The organism is Pedobacter sp. AC464, assembly GCF_979253075.1.
In genome coordinates, this window is the sequence record NZ_CEEDBV010000001.1 from 2124785 (window position 1) to 2141978 (window position 17194).

A 17194-nucleotide genomic window follows, 5' to 3' on the forward strand; every position below is an offset into this window, starting at 1 on the left:
AGTGATACGCTCAGGAATGTCATCTATGTTTTAATATTGAAGGAAAATAAAAATTTTAAGGTAGGTTTTCAAGTTGATGATTGATAATAAATACAGATGGTATCCAGTTTATACGCGTTCAAGAGCAGAAAAGAAAGCATATCAGGAGTTGATCAGGAAAAATATTATCGCCTATTTACCTTTAAAAAAAGAGTTAAAGCAATGGAGCGACAGGAAAAAAATTGTTGAGGAACCCTTGATTAAATCCTATCTGTTTGTGTATATTTCGGCCAAAGAGCATGCTGAAGTATTAATGACGAAGGGCATAGCAAGGTTCCTCTATTTTTCGGGCAAAATAACATCAATGCCTGACCAACAAATTGAAAGTTTAAAGCTATTACTCGCTACCGATGATGACTTGGAGGTGTTTGACTATGATATTAAACCTGGGCAAAAGGTTATTATTAAAGCCGGGCCTTTTAAAGATATGATGGGAGAATTGGTTTCAGTACACAATAAACAGCGTATTATTCTACGTTTAGAAAATATGGGCTTTGCAATAAACATTAATACCTCAATGGGATTTGTAGAGCCGGTTTAAAGGCTGGAAAAATGTATTCTAAATTGGTTAAGTAATTATTGGTTAATCGGTAAGTTGTTTTCCAACCGACTGATAATTCTTAATTATTGCTAATTGATTAGCAAAAATCGGTTCGTTTTTCAAAAAAAAATGTGACTGAAAGGGCGAAGCTGTGTCCAGCTACCACCTCTTTTGGTATTTAAGAATGCGCCATTCCCAATCTAAAATCGTCATTCGCATATCGCAATTTAATGTGCCGCATCGCTGGAATTATAAATAAAGCTGCTAGCGCTGAACAACTTGCAAAAGATGTTCAAGTGATGTGCGACAGCATGAAACATGGTGGCCCTGATGATGCAGGCTTTTACTACGACGAGATAAATGGCATCTGTTTTGGTCACAGGCGCCTTGCACTCATCGATTTGAGTACGAAAGGTCACCAGCCGATGCCTTACAATGATGAAAATCTAGTGATTACCTTTAACGGTGAGATTTATAATTACCTAGAACTGAAAGAAGAGTTAAAAGAATTAAACTTTAACTTCAGCACAAAAACTGATACCGAAGTGATCCTGGCAGCTTACAGCGCCTGGGGAAAAGAAAGTTTTAATAAACTAAAAGGAATGTTTGCTCTAGCCTTACACGATAGAAATAAGGCGCTTGTTTATCTTGTTCGGGATAAAGCAGGCATAAAACCTTTATATTACGCGACATCATCAGGCAATCTGACCTTCGCTTCGGAGGTTAAAGCTTTTAGTTGCACATCAGAAAAATATACTGAAAATACTGATTGGAAGGTCTTTTTACTGGCATTCGGTCACATTCCGGAGCCATTTACCACACTAGCAAATGTAAAAATGCTGCCGAAAGCAAGTCTTTTGGAATATAATACCCGTACATCAACTTATAAAATAAGTACCTTCACGCAGAAAATACAATCAAAAACAATCACCTCTAAAAAAGAAGCTGAAAGCTTGATTGAAAAATCATTAAATGAAGCCGTAAGAAGGCATTTAATTGCCGATGCTCCTATCGGAATATTCTTAAGCGGTGGTGTAGACAGTAGCCTGCTTACGCTAATCGCAGGTAACAACATCTATACGTCGGTGAATACCCTCTCGATAAATTTCGACGACGAGCAATTTTCGGAGAAAAAATTTCAGGACATAATCAGTTCGAAAATTAAGGGTGAGCATGCTGAATATACTGTTGGCGAAGGTGCATTTAATTCGCTGCTACCAAGGGCGCTGGAAGCAATGGATCAGCCCACAACGGATGGCATAAATTCTTGGTTTATAAACTATTATGCGAAGGAAAGGAACTTAAAAGCAGTTTTATCAGGTGTTGGTGCCGATGAGCTTTTTGGCGGTTACCCATCTTTTAAACGGATGCGCAGGGTGAATTTTTTAGCTGCACTCCCTGGTTTTTTACTTAAGGCCGGTAAATATTTCAACAAACCTGCATTAAAGCGGATTTATTATCTGAGTTATAAAAATGCTGCAGGAAAGTATCTTTTCCTAAGGGGCTTTTTTACGCCGCCAGAGATTTCGAAAATTCTGAACCTATCCTTAACAGAAATCAATAAGACGTTGAATAAGCTGGAAGCTCAAATCCCGAAACATTTAGCCGGAGAAGAACAGGCTTCCTGGCTGGAAACCAATTTGTATATGCAAAATCAGCTTTTGAAAGACACTGATTTTATGAGTATGCAACACGGTGTTGAGGTGCGTGTACCATTCCTTGATGAAGATGTTGTTGCGGCGGTGAATGCAGTTCATAACGATTTAAAATATAAGGGTGAAAAGCCAAAAAACTTATTGATAGATGCCTTCTACGGCACTTTACCGGCAACGATTTGGAACCGAAAAAAGATGGGTTTCACATTTCCATTCCAGAACTGGTTAGTTTCAAACGATTTTTTCATCGAAAGATTCAATCGCTCTCCAAACGATTTTGTAGACAAGCTTACAACAGACTTCAAATCTGGGAAAGTACATTGGTCTAAAATGATGGCAGTTTATCAGGTATTAAACAACTGATGCAGAACCAGAAAATACTTTTACTTACGCTACATTCTTTCAGTCTGACAGGCGGAATTGAGAAAGTTTGCCGAAGCCTTAGCAAAGTGCTGAAAGACCTTTTTGAGCAAAAAAAAATCAAATCCTATCAGGTATTGAGTATGTACGATTCAGTAGCAGATTTGAAATATGTAAACCAAAAATCCTTCAAGGGTTTTAATGCGAATAAATTCCGATTTGCCTGTCATGCCATTAAACGCGGAAGTTCGGCTGATGTAATTATTTTAAGTCATGTTAACCTTTTGATTTTTGGATGGATTATCCAAAAGATTAAGCCTGGCAAGCGAATTATTCTCTTCGCCCATGGCATAGAAATCTGGACTAAATTAAGCCAGTGGAAAACTAAGTTCATTCGAAAGAATGTCGAAATATTTGCGGTAAGCAAATTTACTGCTGATACCGTTCAAAATGTTCATCAGGTAAATTCTTCGAAGATTACCGTTTTGAATAACTGCCTCGATCCTTTTTTTGCATTGCCTAAATCGTTTGCTAAGCCGTTGGAACTGATCGAACGGTACGATTTATCAGGAGATGCGCAGGTTTTGTTTACGCTAAACCGGCTGTCTGGCTTAGAGCAATATAAAGGCTACGACAAAGTTATCTTAGCCTTGTCGGAACTCCCTAAAAACGTGATTTACCTTTTGGGTGGCAAGGCTGATGCCGAGGAGGAACTGAGAATCAACGCATTAATAAGCAGTTTCGAGTTAGAGCATCGGGTAATTTTAACGGGATTTATTGCTGACGATGAAATTGCGGCGCATTACCTGCTCGCTGATCTATTCATCATGCCTAGTAAGGCTGAAGGTTTTGGAATCAGTTTTATTGAGGCTGCAGCCTGTGGCCGCCGTTCTATTTGTGGAAACCTTGATGGCAGTAGCGACGCAATGTTGAATGGTACATTGGGCCGCCAGGTTAATCCCGACAACAAACCGGAACTATTATCAGCGATTATCGAAGAATTGTCCGTTGCAGAACCTAAAGCTGAATTTCTGCAAAGGGAATGCCTGGAATCCTTCAGCCATGATATTTATTCAGCTAAAATAACCCAAATTCTAACTTCACGTGCGGTTCCAAATATTTAAAAATTAATGGAAAACGAAGAGGTATACAACTGGACAATCGAAGCGAAAGCCTCTTTGTTTAATTTAAAATTAAATGAAGTTTGGGCATATCGTGACCTGCTTTTATTGTTGGTTCGCCGTGATTTTGTGTCTTTTTATAAACAGACCATTTTAGGTCCACTTTGGTTTTTCATACAGCCGCTATTCACCACCATAATATTCACTTTTATATTTGGAAATTTAGCCGGAATCTCAACAGACGGACTTCCAAAGCCGCTTTTTTATATGGCAGGCATTACAGCATGGAATTATTTCGCAGATTGTTTAACCAAAACCTCGACCGTTTTCAGAGACAACGCCGGTATTTTTGGTAAGGTTTACTTCCCAAGGTTAATTATGCCTCTGAGCATTGTTGTGAGCAACCTGATCCGTTTTGGGGTACAAATGTTATTGTTCTTGTTGATGATGGGTTACTACTACCTGACAGATGCTAGCTTTCAAATCACCTGGGCTGTTGGCCTCTTTCCTATAATTGTAATTTTGATGGCACTATTGGGATTAGGTGCAGGCATGGTAATTTCTGCCATGACGACTAAATATCGAGACCTAGCTTTTTTGGTTGGCTTTGGTGTACAATTGTTAATGTATGCTACAACGGTAATTTACCCACTTTCTACGGCGTTGACGAAGTATCCGGAGTATGCCTGGATTATCGAGTATAACCCAATGACGGCAATTATTGAAGCCTTTAGGTATGGGTTTTTAGGTGAAGGAAGCTTTAGCTGGGGAAGCTTAGGTTACGCAACAGGAGTAACGATTGCCCTGCTTCTATTCGGCATCTTAACCTTTAATAAAGTGGAACGAAATTTTGTGGATACGGTATAAGTCGTTTATCGGTCATTGGCGAATGGACAACACTACACGAAACACATAAAAACACATCCCTAGAATTGAAACATTAAGTCTAAAAAGGACTAATAGCAAATCAGAGATTTGGAAGAAAACACAAATTTAACATTATACATTTAGCATCCAGCGGAGGAGTTTACTGAAAAAGAGCTTTTTAATATACTTTTCAAATTTGAAAAGCGCAGCTCGCGAACCGACAAACCTTGCTTTTAATCGCAAAAGGACCTTCGGACGGAGTTTAGTATCCTTTGTCCCTTTAAAAAGGTGCGCTGATTTAAGCGAAGCAACTTAATTATATTTGGTGCACAGTATGGAATGATAAATTGAAGCTGGCTAACCAATTGAATCTTTAAATTAATGTTCGTCTTTCGTTTCGATCAGCAAGATTGGCGCAATGAGAAACGACCACGTAAAACACATGTCAAACATTTCGATCAAAGTAGAAAACCTCTCTAAAGCCTATCAACTTGGTCAGATCGGTACAGGGACAATCAGTCGAGACTTGGAACGGTGGTACGCAAGACTACGTGGCAAAGAAGACCCATTTTTAAGAATTGGTGAGCATAATGGCCGGTCAGGAAACCGCGAAATCAACCTTATGTGGAGTTTGAAAGATGTTAATTTTGAGATTGAACAAGGTGATGCTGTTGGTATTATTGGCCGTAACGGTGCCGGCAAAAGTACGTTGCTGAAAATATTAAGTAAGATTACGGCCCCAACGACTGGTAAAATTTATGGAAAGGGACGAATTGCAAGCCTGCTTGAAGTCGGCACTGGTTTTCATCCTGAACTGTCTGGCCGAGAAAATATCTTTTTGAACGGCGCCATATTAGGTATGCGTAAAAAAGAAATCCAACACAAACTCGAAGAAATTGTAGATTTTGCAGGCATCGAGCGATATCTCGATACACCGGTGAAGCGTTACAGTTCTGGTATGTATGTTCGTTTGGCTTTCGCCGTTGCGGCACACCTGGAATCTGAGATTTTAATAGTGGATGAAGTGCTGGCTGTTGGTGATGCAGAATTTCAAAAAAAATGCCTTGGAAAAATGGGCGAAGTGAGTAAAGTTGGAGGTAGAACGGTGTTGTTTGTGAGCCACCATCTGAACTCTATTTCAAGTCTTTGTCCTAGATCTATTCTTTTGAAAGGTGGACGTCTGGAAAATTATGATTTCTCGGCAAAGGTTATAAGTCAATACATAACCAATTCAACTCGACACAATCATGTTTGGATCAGAAAAGACGATAGGTTTGATTTCGAAGAATTTGCACCATCAAGAATGGCAATCGTCGATTATCTAGCAAAAGAAAGTGGTGTGTTAAGTAACGATAAACGAATTGGTTGTTACATAGAGGGACATGTCCAACAAATAGTGAATGGATTTTGTGTTGGCTTTGCGCTTTATGATTCTCTAGATAATCTCTTATTTTGGTCATTAAACACAGACAAGGAATTTTCCGACTGGATTAATATCTCGCTAGGAAATAACAAGATCATTGGGTGGATACCAGCAAACCTTTTAAATGAAGGCAAATATAAAGTAGAGCTAATCACATCTATTCATCAAAAACAATGGTTCTGTAAACCACAGAATAATTCCCCGAAGATTCAATTTGAGATAAAAGGAGGTTTAAGTAGGTCCGACCATTGGAAAGAAGCAAGGCCAGGGATATTGGCTCCAATTAATGATTTTCAGAGAATATAGATATGGGTATAGTTAACTTCTCAATTCCAAAAGATTTAGTACTTGAACTACTAAAAAACACCTCTTTTGACAACTTCGTTGAAACTGGCACGTATAAAGGAGAAACTTCTTTTTGGGCTGCTAAACATTTTAAGAGAGTCTTCACAATTGAAATTGTTCCGGAAATAAGTTTTGAGACTTCAAAAAAAACTGGCGTACCTAACAATATCGAATTTATAATTGGGGATAGTCGCAATGTTTTGGATGGGATTATAGCAACCCTAAATGGGAATACATTTTTTTGGTTAGACGGTCACTGGTGTAGCGGTGCAGGTGGTAAGGAGAACGAATGTCCATTACTATCTGAACTTGAGTCAATTTCGATACTCAATGAGCCCACCATTTTTATAGACGATGCTAGATGTTTCTTAGGGCCTCTCCCTCTGCCGCATCGTTATTCTGACTGGCCAACGATTGATGACATCATTTTACAATTAAAGTCATCCTTTCCCAAGAGCTTTGTAACAATAATAGATGATGTGATTATCTGTGTCCCTTTAAAATTAAAAGCTACCGTTTTTGACTATTGGATTAAGACTTTTGAATCGCGCTTCACTCCACCAAGTGCAGAAGAAAGTTTGAGAAAGATAAACAGAAAGACAATAATTAAGTATTTACTTGGAATCAAATAAGAATGATCAACGGTTTATTTAAAAATCTGTTAAAAAAATATGGCTACCAGATTAGCAAAATCGTCAGGCAAGAAACAGAACTTGAACAATTTGTAAGACATAATAAATGGCTTAAAAGCCTTAAGATTGGATGTGTCCTCGATATTGGTGCAAATGAGGGACAATTCGCATTCAAAATCCTTGCTCTTTTACCAAATGTTAATCTTCATTGCTTCGAACCAGTTGTTGAACCGTTTAACAAACTCCGGAGCAATCTTCAAAATTTTGAGAATGTAAAGCTTTATCCCTTTGCACTTGGTAATATAGAAACAATTACCAGGATTAACGTAAATGAATATTCGCCCTCATCATCATTTCTGAAACTTACAAAAGAGCATCAAAGTAATTTTGAATACGCATTACGTACAAAGTCAATTAATGTTCCTATTAAAAAGCTTGATAATGTCGATATTCCAAAAAATCAAAATATTCTTGTGAAAATAGATGTTCAAGGCTTTGAGGATAAAGTAATAGAGGGCGGCATTTTAACATTAGCATCAGCGAAAGTTTTAATAATCGAAGTTTCATTCAAAGAGCTGTACAATGAGCAACCACTTTTTAATCAGCTATACCAGAAACTTCATAAATTAGGTTTTAGCTATAGGGGGTCAATTGAACAGCTTACCTCGCCTTCCACCGGAGAAATACTTCAAGCCGACGCGATATTTATTAAAGGACAATAGAGATCTTAGCTAAAAAAAGGGTGAGCTGGAATTAGTGATTTAAACGCATTTGCAGAGTTATACACCCGACCGTAATGAATGGATATCCCATTTTTTTCTATCATAATCCCGACATTCAATTCCGACAGAACCTTAGAGCGGTGTCTAAGAAGTGTCCTAAAGCAAACTTTTTGCAACTTTGAGGTGCTTATCATCGACGGCTTATCTAACGATGAAACTCTCGAAATTGCGACTTCATTTAATGATTTGAGAATAAGGATTTTTGCGATGGGAGACCGTGGCGTTTATGATGCGATGAATAAGGGTCTCCAATTAGCTTCGGGTATTTGGAGATATTTTTTGGGAAGCGACGATGAATTATTTGACGAAAACATTCTAAAGGAAGTTTCAGAAGAATTGAAAATTAACAAGGCAAAAATAGTATACGGAAATGTATTGGTGAAGGGAAATGCCGGCTGGGCAAATGATGGCAAAATCTATAACGGCTACTTCGAAAAGACAAAGATTATAACAGACAACATCTGCCATCAATCAATTTTCTATCACAAGGAAGTATTCCAACGTCTTGGGAACTACAATTTAAAATATGCGATAAATGCTGATCATGAGTTCAATATAAGAGCATGTGCTTATTTTAATTTCCATTACATTGATAAAATAATCGCAAAATTTCAGGGCGGTGGATTGAGTAGTAAGCCAGACTTCAAGTTCAGGTATGACTATAATAACATTGTTATCGACAACCACCCAGAAATTCTAAAAAGGTTAGCGATAAGTAACAAGGCTCTTTTGAAGAGGGCTATACGGAATCTTTTTAGGTTAAAAATTACCAATGCACTCCATCTTTCAGGTATAGCCATGAAAGCCATTTCTCCAAAATTACAAAAGCTATTAAAAATCTCATAACCATTTTTATCTAAGTTACAATAAACATCAATCCTTTGGTCATATTCACCATTTGCTCTAACAACTACTTAGCTCAAGCAAGTATTTTGTATCAAAGTGTTATTAAAAACAATCCGAACGTTTCCTTCCAAATATTTTTATGTGACATCAAAGACCCCATGATTGATTATCCGGGTTTAAACTGTGAGATAATTGAGATCGCATTAATAGAACCGTCAATTTTAATGATGGCAAAAAGATACAACATCGTTGAACTGAACACAGCTGTAAAACCCACTGTTTTTCAATATTTATTTAATTCTAAGAACGTTCAAAAAGCCGTATATCTTGACCCTGATACATGTGTTTTTAATAGCTTAGCAACAATAGAAGCTGAATTAAACAATTCATCAATTTTATTAACCCCACATATCTTGACGCCAATTCCCAAAGATAGAAAGATGCCAGATGAAAATCTTTTTCTAAATTTCGGCACTTTTAATTTAGGATTCTTGGCTTTGAAAAATGATAGGAACAGTAGCGATTTAATCGCGTGGTGGAAAGCACATACTTATCACAACGGTTTCATCAAAGCGCATTTAGGAATTTTTGTAGATCAACTTCCAATGAACCTTGCGCCCCTGTTCTTCGAAGGCGTAAAAATTCTAAATCATTTTGGATGTAATATGGCTCCGTGGAATTTGCACGAGCGATTTTTAACTAAAGTTGACGAAAGATATGTTGTTAATAGTTTTTATCCTTTAATATTTTATCATTTTAGCTCATTCACTTTTGGAAAGCCAATGCTTCCGCAGTGGCTTAATCGATTCACATTGAAAGATCGAGATGATTTGGCCGAAATCTATATCAAGTACAATTTCGATGTGGAGAATATGAATGTTGTAAATTTTTACAAAATTGAATCCTTTTATTCCCATATATATGAGAAGGAAAAGAAATTAATTTTCGAAAAAAAGTGGCGCCAAACTCCGATGCTAAAAAAATTGTTTTTCAACTTCAAGCGCATTCTGCCTGAAACTGTAAAACAATTGATGCGGTAAGACCGATGAAAGGCCAAACCTGAATTCTATTCACAGTTGCTATAAAAATATTAACTAACAAAAACTTGAAAATTTCAGTCGTAACGATTAATCTCAACAATTTTGCAGGACTTAAAGACACTGCTCAAAGTGTCATTGAGCAACTTTCAGACAATTTTGAATACATTATCATTGATGGAAATTCCTCGGATGGAAGTAAAGAATACATTGAGCAAATCTCGGATAAATTGACCTATTGGCATTCTAAAGATGATTCAGGAATATACGATGCGATGAATGCTGGAATCAAAATTGCGAAAGGAGAATATCTAATATTCTTAAATTCTGGGGATATTTTTTACAATAACTATGTGATAAACGAGATGTCAAGACATTTGAATACTGACATAATATATGGAGATATTGAAGAAGTAAATGGGGAAAGTAAATGTTTATTAAAAAATCCAGCAAAAATGGATTTTGAGCATCTATTAAAAGTCGGGCTTTCGCATCAAGCTACTTTTATAAAAAGAGAACTTTTCGTAAAATATGGGTTATACGATTCGAAACTTAAGATTTGTGCAGATTGGACATTCTTTGTCGACGTAATTTGTAAACACAATGCAAGTTGTAAGTATGTTCCCTTAATCATCTCCCGCTTTAATAAAGATGGGATCAGTTCTTCAAAAGAGAATTTACATATCATTACGGCAGAGAAAGAGAATCACTTAGCCAGAAACTATACTGCCTTTACGGCATATTATCAATCCACCGAAGCAATGGTAGCAAAATATAACGCCTTAAAAAACTCTAGGCTTTTGAGGGTTATTGCATTTTTTTTTAGGCAATTCAGGTTTGACAAATGAAAATGATACAGAAATTTCTTTATTGAGGCTGACACGTGATTATCGTTAAATTAAAAGGTGGATTAGGAAACCAAATGTTTCAGTTTGCGGCGGCAAGAAGTCTCACAAATCAAACCATATATTTAGACATATCGTTCTATTGCCAAAATGACAGAACAACTGATTCATTCACGGCAAGGAAGTATGAATTAGATATTTTTCAAGGATTAAACGCGGTCAAATTAAACAACTTTGTAGCCAGAATTTTATGCCATAAGGGTAAATTTAGTTTTCTAAAGAAGTGTTTCCCAAGAAAATGGCGTGAATTTATAGTTTTGAATGATGACAACCAAATTCAATTTTTTGAGGAAAAAAATTATATTTTAGACGGTTATTTCCAATGTGAAGAAATCTTTCGGAACAAAGAATCTATTAAGAAGGCGTTTGCTTTTTCAAATTTATCAAGAGCGCTGACTTTATTGTCCGACGATATTATTAGCATACAGAATTCAGTTGCAATTCACGTCAGAAGGGGGGATTACCTCAAACCAAGTATCAATTCGCACCATCCTGTACAAGATTTAGAATACTACAAAGCTGCGATTGATAAATTGGCAAACCTGGAAAATTTACATTACTTCATTTTTTCCGATGACCCAGGTTGGTGTAGCGATTCGTTTAAATCTTTGCATATTGATTATACAATTATAAATGAAACAAATTTTGATTGGGAGGCAATGTACTTAATGACTATTTGCAAACATAACATAATTGCCAATAGCAGTTTTAGCTGGTGGGGGGCGTGGCTAAATGGTAATCACGAAAAAATTGTAATTGCTCCAAAAAACTGGTTTTCATCATTGCCAACTCCTGCACCGAAGAACTGGATTCAAATTTAGCATGATAAAAATACTTGATTATTTTGATGAAATATATTGTATTCATTTAACTCGTAGAATAGACCGCAAAACCTTGTTTAAGTCAAATTATCTAAATTTAGGCACAAATAACGTTACATTCTTTAGTGCCATTGATGGAAACGAGATTGATGAAACTGATTGGCATTTCTCAAAAGGTGCCCTTGGCTGTCGACTCAGTCATCTGCACTTATACAAAGAGGCTTTGCAAAAAAATCAAAGCAAAATTCTAATACTTGAAGATGATGTAATCATTAAGTCCACCTTTCGCATGAGTGTTGCAGAGATTCAGCAGATGACTGGAGATGATTGGGATATGATCTATTTTGGAGGTTACCATTTTGCGCCACCGAAATCAGTGTCTAATAACATCTTGTTGCTAAATAACACTCTGGCATTACATGCTGTCGCGATAAACACTAGATGCTTGCCGCAACTCATCGAAAAAATACAAATGGATAAGCGGTCAATAGATTCAGTTATCGCAGATCTGCATCCTTTTTTGAAGGTATATGGCTTCAAAAACCCCTCTGCGATACAAAGGAAAGGGTATAGTGACATTGCAAACAAAGAAGTTAATTATAATGGATCATTTTTAGGAAGGGTCTGTCTTCGCATGCACAATTTAATCAAAGCTCTAATTTGAAAATACTCTTCATTCTTCCCGAATATTATCCCCACTCGGGCGGGGGCATTTCAACTTACTATCTACATTATATAAGCGCACTGGCTCCGCATGTACAAAACATTAAAGTAATTGTAGGAAGCGGCTATACGCAGTTAGATAAAAGTTATGACCTGGAAGGGATACTTATTGAATACCTAAAGCCTGATTTTTATCAAAAGCAATTAAAAAGATTCAGCAAACTTGATTTAGTTCCAGAGTACAAAAAGAATCTTGCTGCCGCATGGGCGATGTGGGAACAAGCTGATTGTGGCAGAGGCTTCGATATTGTAGAATGTGTGGACTTTGGTTTAGGATTTGTACCATGGCTTATAAACCAAAGGTTAAGGGTAATTGTTAGGTTACATGGCAGCTCCGGACAAATTAAGCTATTTGAGCACAACCTGGAAGAGCATTTATTGGGAGATTTTTTTAGGTATTCGGAATTAATTCTATTAAAAAAGGCAGAAAACTTAATTACACACAGCACAGCCAATAAAAAATTTTGGGAAAATATTTTACAAACAGATATCACTTTGATATTGCCCATCTTTTCCTCTGATGTTGCTCGAGTTTCATTCTTGGAAAAAGAAGATTACGGAATCGTGTGTGCGAGAATTCAACAATGGAAGGGACCAGATATTTTATGTAAAGCGGTTAACACGCTGGACAGTGAAAGCACGCTCATAAAATGGTACGGTAAGGATTCTAAGTACAATCAAACGACTTTGAAATCGACACAGCTAACTAGCAGTTACCCGACTGTATGGGGTAAGAAAATTTTGGCCTGCGGGCCTGTGGCACATGGCTCACTTAAAGCAATTCAAAGTAAAGCAAAATATGCAGTTATCCCATCCACATGGGATATGTTTAACTTTACCGGTGCTGAGTATATGGCTTGCGGAACAATTTTAATATGTGCTGATGGTGCCGGCGTATCTGAGTTGGTTGAGCATGGTATTAACGGCTACAAATACCGAGAAGACGACCATGTAGCATTAGCAAACTGCATCAAAAAGGTGCTGTCTTTAAGCGTAGCTGAATACGAAAATATTATATTAAATGCGATGGAAACAATTCATAAACGGCTCTCGGCGGAAGTGCTTTTAGACAGAAATTTATCGCTGTACAAAAATGTAAATGAACAACCTGCTTCTATAGCCATCAACCAATTTGAGATCAAACTCTTTCAACCATCTGATGAAGATTCTCGAATTGATGAGCTTCTTGATAAGCAGCCCGTCAAAGCGCTTCTCTCCTATCTAGTTAGAAGAATCAAAAGAAAATTATGAGCAAAATCGCTTTGTGCATTCCAGCCTACAACGCTGCATGGTGCCTTCCAAGGCTGCTCGAATCTGCATTAAATCAGGATATAAAGTTTGATGAAATTCTAGTTTATAACGACTGTAGTACCGACAGCACAGCAGAAGTGGCTGCAAATTATGGAGTAAAGGTTATAAACGGATCTCAAAATATGGGTTGCGCTTTCGGAAAAAACAAATTGGCAGAAATCGCAAAGTCAGATTGGTTGCATTTTCATGATGCCGATGATGCACTATTACCAAATTTCACGCAAATCGCTCATCAATGGATAAACAAGCAGGTAACCCCAGATATCATTCTACTAAACTACGATTACATTGATTATGACTCTAAAGTAAAAATTGGCAGTGCAGACTTCAACCGTAGCGACCTACATAATGATGTCTATAGTTTTATTATTAAGAATAAGATAGTCAATTTCGCAATTTGTAAGAAAGCGACTTTTTTGTCCATTGGCGGTTTCAATTTAAGTTCGAACGTACTGTATAACGAAGACCGTGCTTTTTACACCAGGGCTTTGATCAATAGATTAAAATTTGATTATGAACCCATTAAAACCTGCATTAATTACCGATATAAAGAAAGCATGTCTGCATCTAATATGCTAAAATGTGCACATGCTTACTATCAAGTTAGTCTCGATTTATCAACCACACTTGGCGATCGCTATCCTATGGAAATTGCGGATTGTTTTTGGAAAAATGCACAGCTGGCGGCACAATACAATGATTGGGAGTTAACAATGAAAAATATTAGAGCTGCACGAAATCTGAAAATTCTGGCACCAGCCAATGGAAACATATTTTTCAATTTTCTATGTTTACTTTCCCCAATGCTCGCTTATAGGCTCCGCGAATTTAATATCCGTTTGTTTAAACCACATCTCCGTGGATAGTAACCCATTGGTATCGATTTGTATTCCATGTTATAATGGTGGAAACTATATAAAAGAAGCAATCAGCAGTATTGCCGGCCAAACGTATTCAAACATTGAAATTATCATTGTCGATGATGGTTCTGAAGATGATAGCGTGACCGTTATTTCAGAACTTTTAGTACATTGTCCCTTACCTATAAAGTTCATCAAACAAGGTAACAATGGTCAATGCAATGCTGCTAATGTTGCTTTTAAGAGCGCAACAGGCTCCTTTATCAAATTTTTTGATGCAGATGATGTGATCAACCCCGAACATATCGAGATACAATTGAGGGCAATTGGAACGAGTGAAAATTATATCGCCGCTGGTCAGGTAAAAAGATTTTACGATAATGATATCAAAAATTCACTAGAAGAGCGGCTCGCCAATTGGGCTACAACAAAGCCAATAGATTGGCTACTTGTAGATAATGGCAAAGGATTAGGAATGATGCAGTGCGGAATGTTTCTCATTCCAAGGTCGCTTTTGGAAAAATCTGGATTGTGGAATGAAGAGCTCTCATTAATTAATGACTTCGAATTTTTCCCACGATTATTGCTAAATGCCGAAAAAGTCATTTTTACGGAACAGGCGCAGGTATTTTACCGAAGCGGCTCACCTACCACCCTTTCGGCTATTCTAAGCATCGACCGACTAAAGTCTGCTTTCACTGCACTACAGCTCACAACGAATAAAATATTATCTATAGAAAATTCTCAACGGTCTCGCAAGGTATTGGCTAATTACTGGTCTTTGTGGGCATACCATTTTTATCCACGAGGCAAAGAATTTTTTATTTATGCAAATAAGGAGATTTTCAAACTAACCGGCAATGATTTTGAACCAGAGCTAAGTGGTCTAAGCCGAAAAGCATCTTTCTTTTTTGGCTGGAAATTGACTAAAAGAATAAAAACTTTAAAACAGAAATTATTCAACCCCTAATCTCAATTTGTATTCCCTGTTACAATGCAGAACACTATATCGGCGAAACTCTGGATAGTTTTTTAAAACAATCCTACCAAAAGTTTGAAGTTATTGTTGTTAATGATCATTCTACTGATGAAAGTTTGGAAGTTATAGCGCAATATGAGCAGCTCGATACCAGAATACGCGTCATTGATCTGAACCGCAATGTGGGTGCTGCTGCTGCCAGAAATCATGCCTTCAATGCAAGTACTGGTGATCACATAATATTTTTCGATAGTGATGACCTTGTGCCTGATAACTACCTTGAAACCCAATTCGAACACGCAAAATTAAATAGTGATTCTATTGTTGCCTGCGAACTTATTGAGTTTTATAACACTGATATTAATAACACAAAAGAAACCGTTTGTGCAGTTAAACAAACTCTTTCGCCGGTAGATTGGCTGATGTATGAGGGAGAAAAAGGTCTAAACCTCACGCAGTGCGGTATGTTCATAATTCCGAGAAAGTTGATAAACAAAGCGGGCCTATGGAATGAAGGACTATCATTAATTGATGATTTCGAATTTTTTCCAAGACTCTTAATGCAGGCCAAATTGGTTATTTATAATCCAAATACGTACACCTACTACCGACGAAATCTAAAAAGTTCGTTATCAAATCTTTCTAGTAAAAAAGCCCTAGAGTCTGCATTTGAAGCTCTACGCTTAACAACTGCTTTACTACTGGAGAGAGAAAATAGTGACCGGGTAAAGCTCGCTCTTGCTAATTATTGGCAAGGTTGGATTTATCATTTTTATCATGTTGATTCTGAATTTTATACTTATGGAGCAAACATATTTCAGAATCTTACAGGCGTGGAGTATAAGCCAAAGAACGCTGGAATTACTAGATTTGTAGAAAGCATACTTGGATGGAAACTTACCAAAAAGTTAAAAAAAAGGCTGAGTGAACGATAAACTACGCATTGCTATAATCGCAGATCCCCATATCCCCGTTCCACCATACGGCTATGGCGGAATTGAACGCGTAATTTATTTTTTAGTTACAACATTGATAGAAAGGGGCCATTGTGTTATGCTTGTTGCCCATCAAGATTCTGTTGTTCCTTCTTCACTTATCGCATTTGGTAAGCAAGACAGCAAGTTAAAACATTTGTTTAACGTGATTACAGTTAACAAACTAAAGAACTTTAAACCAGATATAATACATAGTTTTGGAAGGCTAGCCTATCTTTTGCCTTTTTTAGCATCTTCTATTCCTAAAATAATGTCTTACCAAAGGGAACCAACCATTGCGCAGATAAAAAAGGCAGTTTTGCTTAGCAAAAAAAACACCTTAAGTTTTACTGGTTGTAGTAACTATATCTCCAATAAGATTAAGTCGGTTGCAGAAACTGAAACGATCTATAATGGGTTTCCTAAAGACACCTATAAACCGGCCTTCGACTACGATGCTGATGCTCCACTCATCTATTTAGGAAGGATTGAGTATATTAAAGGCACTCACCTGGCAATTGAAGTTGCAAGAAGAACAAATAGTGCACTAATTATTGCAGGTAATATTGCAGACAATGAGCAGCGCTACTTTCAACATGAAATAGAGCCGCTCCTATCTGATAAGATTAAGTTTATTGGCACAGTAAATGACCAGCAAAAAAGCACCCTACTTCAGCAGGCAAAGGCGTTGCTCATGCCGGTTCTTTGGAATGAGCCCTTCGGAATTGTAATGGTTGAGGCTATGGCTTGTGGAACGCCGGTTGTCGGGCTTAACAGAGGTGCCATCCCGGAGGTGATTCAAAATAATGTAACAGGATTTACTTGTGAAACCGTAGGGGAAATGGCGAGCCGGATAAACGAAATAGAAAGTCTGGATAGAATGCAAGTCTATAAAACATCCTTTGAGCGATTTAATAGTGACCACATTGTAAATCAATACATTAAATTGTATCATCAAAAATTAAACAGTTAA

General features: G+C 37.2%; 17 protein-coding genes. All 17 read left to right on the forward strand.

What is annotated here, in order from left to right; translation table 11 throughout:
* Positions 1-76 precede the first annotated feature (76 nt).
* The 17 genes from AC0IWT_RS09250 to AC0IWT_RS09330 all read left to right on the forward strand — a co-directional run bounded on the left by AC0IWT_RS09250 (position 77) and on the right by AC0IWT_RS09330 (position 17194).
* On the forward strand, positions 77-580 hold the full coding sequence (locus AC0IWT_RS09250) for a UpxY family transcription antiterminator (protein ID WP_471796928.1): 504 nt from the start codon (positions 77-79) through the stop codon (positions 578-580).
* A gap of 230 nt (positions 581-810) precedes the next feature.
* Positions 811-2598, forward strand: coding sequence for an asparagine synthase (glutamine-hydrolyzing) (gene asnB, locus AC0IWT_RS09255; RefSeq protein WP_471796929.1), 1788 nt, complete (start codon positions 811-813; stop codon positions 2596-2598).
* On the forward strand, positions 2598-3719 hold the full coding sequence (locus AC0IWT_RS09260) for a glycosyltransferase family 4 protein (RefSeq protein ID WP_471796930.1): 1122 nt from the start codon (positions 2598-2600) through the stop codon (positions 3717-3719). Before asnB ends, AC0IWT_RS09260 begins: the two co-directional genes overlap by 1 nt.
* Positions 3720-3725: 6 nt before the next feature.
* The gene (locus AC0IWT_RS09265; RefSeq protein ID WP_471796931.1) at positions 3726-4583 is read left to right on the forward strand and encodes an ABC transporter permease; all 858 of its coding nucleotides are present in this window, start codon (positions 3726-3728) and stop codon (positions 4581-4583) included.
* A gap of 442 nt (positions 4584-5025) precedes the next feature.
* Positions 5026-6312, forward strand: coding sequence for an ABC transporter ATP-binding protein (locus tag AC0IWT_RS09270; protein ID WP_471796932.1), 1287 nt, complete (start codon positions 5026-5028; stop codon positions 6310-6312).
* Between the two features lie 2 nt (positions 6313-6314).
* Complete coding sequence (locus AC0IWT_RS09275) at positions 6315-6983, forward strand: class I SAM-dependent methyltransferase (protein ID WP_471796933.1); 669 nt, start codon at positions 6315-6317, stop codon at positions 6981-6983.
* Positions 6984-6985: 2 nt separating this feature from the next.
* On the forward strand, positions 6986-7705 hold the full coding sequence (locus AC0IWT_RS09280) for an FkbM family methyltransferase (protein ID WP_471796934.1): 720 nt from the start codon (positions 6986-6988) through the stop codon (positions 7703-7705).
* Between the two features lie 78 nt (positions 7706-7783).
* The gene (locus AC0IWT_RS09285) at positions 7784-8611 is read left to right on the forward strand and encodes a glycosyltransferase family 2 protein (protein WP_471796935.1); all 828 of its coding nucleotides are present in this window, start codon (positions 7784-7786) and stop codon (positions 8609-8611) included.
* Positions 8612-8646: 35 nt separating this feature from the next.
* A complete protein-coding gene (locus AC0IWT_RS09290) occupies positions 8647-9651 on the forward strand; it encodes a glycosyltransferase (protein WP_471796936.1) in 1005 nt (334 codons plus the stop codon).
* Between the two features lie 65 nt (positions 9652-9716).
* Complete coding sequence (locus tag AC0IWT_RS09295; protein WP_471796937.1) at positions 9717-10496, forward strand: glycosyltransferase family 2 protein; 780 nt, start codon at positions 9717-9719, stop codon at positions 10494-10496.
* Between the two features lie 35 nt (positions 10497-10531).
* Positions 10532-11374, forward strand: coding sequence for an alpha-1,2-fucosyltransferase (locus tag AC0IWT_RS09300; protein ID WP_471796938.1), 843 nt, complete (start codon positions 10532-10534; stop codon positions 11372-11374).
* Between the two features lies 1 nt (position 11375).
* Complete coding sequence (locus AC0IWT_RS09305) at positions 11376-12038, forward strand: glycosyltransferase family 25 protein (protein WP_471796939.1); 663 nt, start codon at positions 11376-11378, stop codon at positions 12036-12038.
* The gene (locus AC0IWT_RS09310; protein ID WP_471796940.1) at positions 12035-13348 is read left to right on the forward strand and encodes a glycosyltransferase family 4 protein; all 1314 of its coding nucleotides are present in this window, start codon (positions 12035-12037) and stop codon (positions 13346-13348) included. The genes AC0IWT_RS09305 and AC0IWT_RS09310 overlap by 4 nt, the downstream gene beginning before the upstream one ends.
* Positions 13345-14274: a glycosyltransferase family 2 protein gene (locus tag AC0IWT_RS09315; protein WP_471796941.1), complete on the forward strand. Its 930-nt coding sequence runs from the start codon at positions 13345-13347 to the stop codon at positions 14272-14274. Before AC0IWT_RS09310 ends, AC0IWT_RS09315 begins: the two co-directional genes overlap by 4 nt.
* On the forward strand, positions 14267-15238 hold the full coding sequence (locus AC0IWT_RS09320) for a glycosyltransferase family 2 protein (RefSeq protein WP_471796942.1): 972 nt from the start codon (positions 14267-14269) through the stop codon (positions 15236-15238). The genes AC0IWT_RS09315 and AC0IWT_RS09320 overlap by 8 nt, the downstream gene beginning before the upstream one ends.
* A gap of 11 nt (positions 15239-15249) precedes the next feature.
* Positions 15250-16182: a glycosyltransferase family 2 protein gene (locus AC0IWT_RS09325; protein ID WP_471797212.1), complete on the forward strand. Its 933-nt coding sequence runs from the start codon at positions 15250-15252 to the stop codon at positions 16180-16182.
* Entirely contained in the window at positions 16172-17194 is a 1023-nt protein-coding gene (locus AC0IWT_RS09330) for a glycosyltransferase (protein WP_471796943.1), read from the forward strand. The genes AC0IWT_RS09325 and AC0IWT_RS09330 overlap by 11 nt, the downstream gene beginning before the upstream one ends.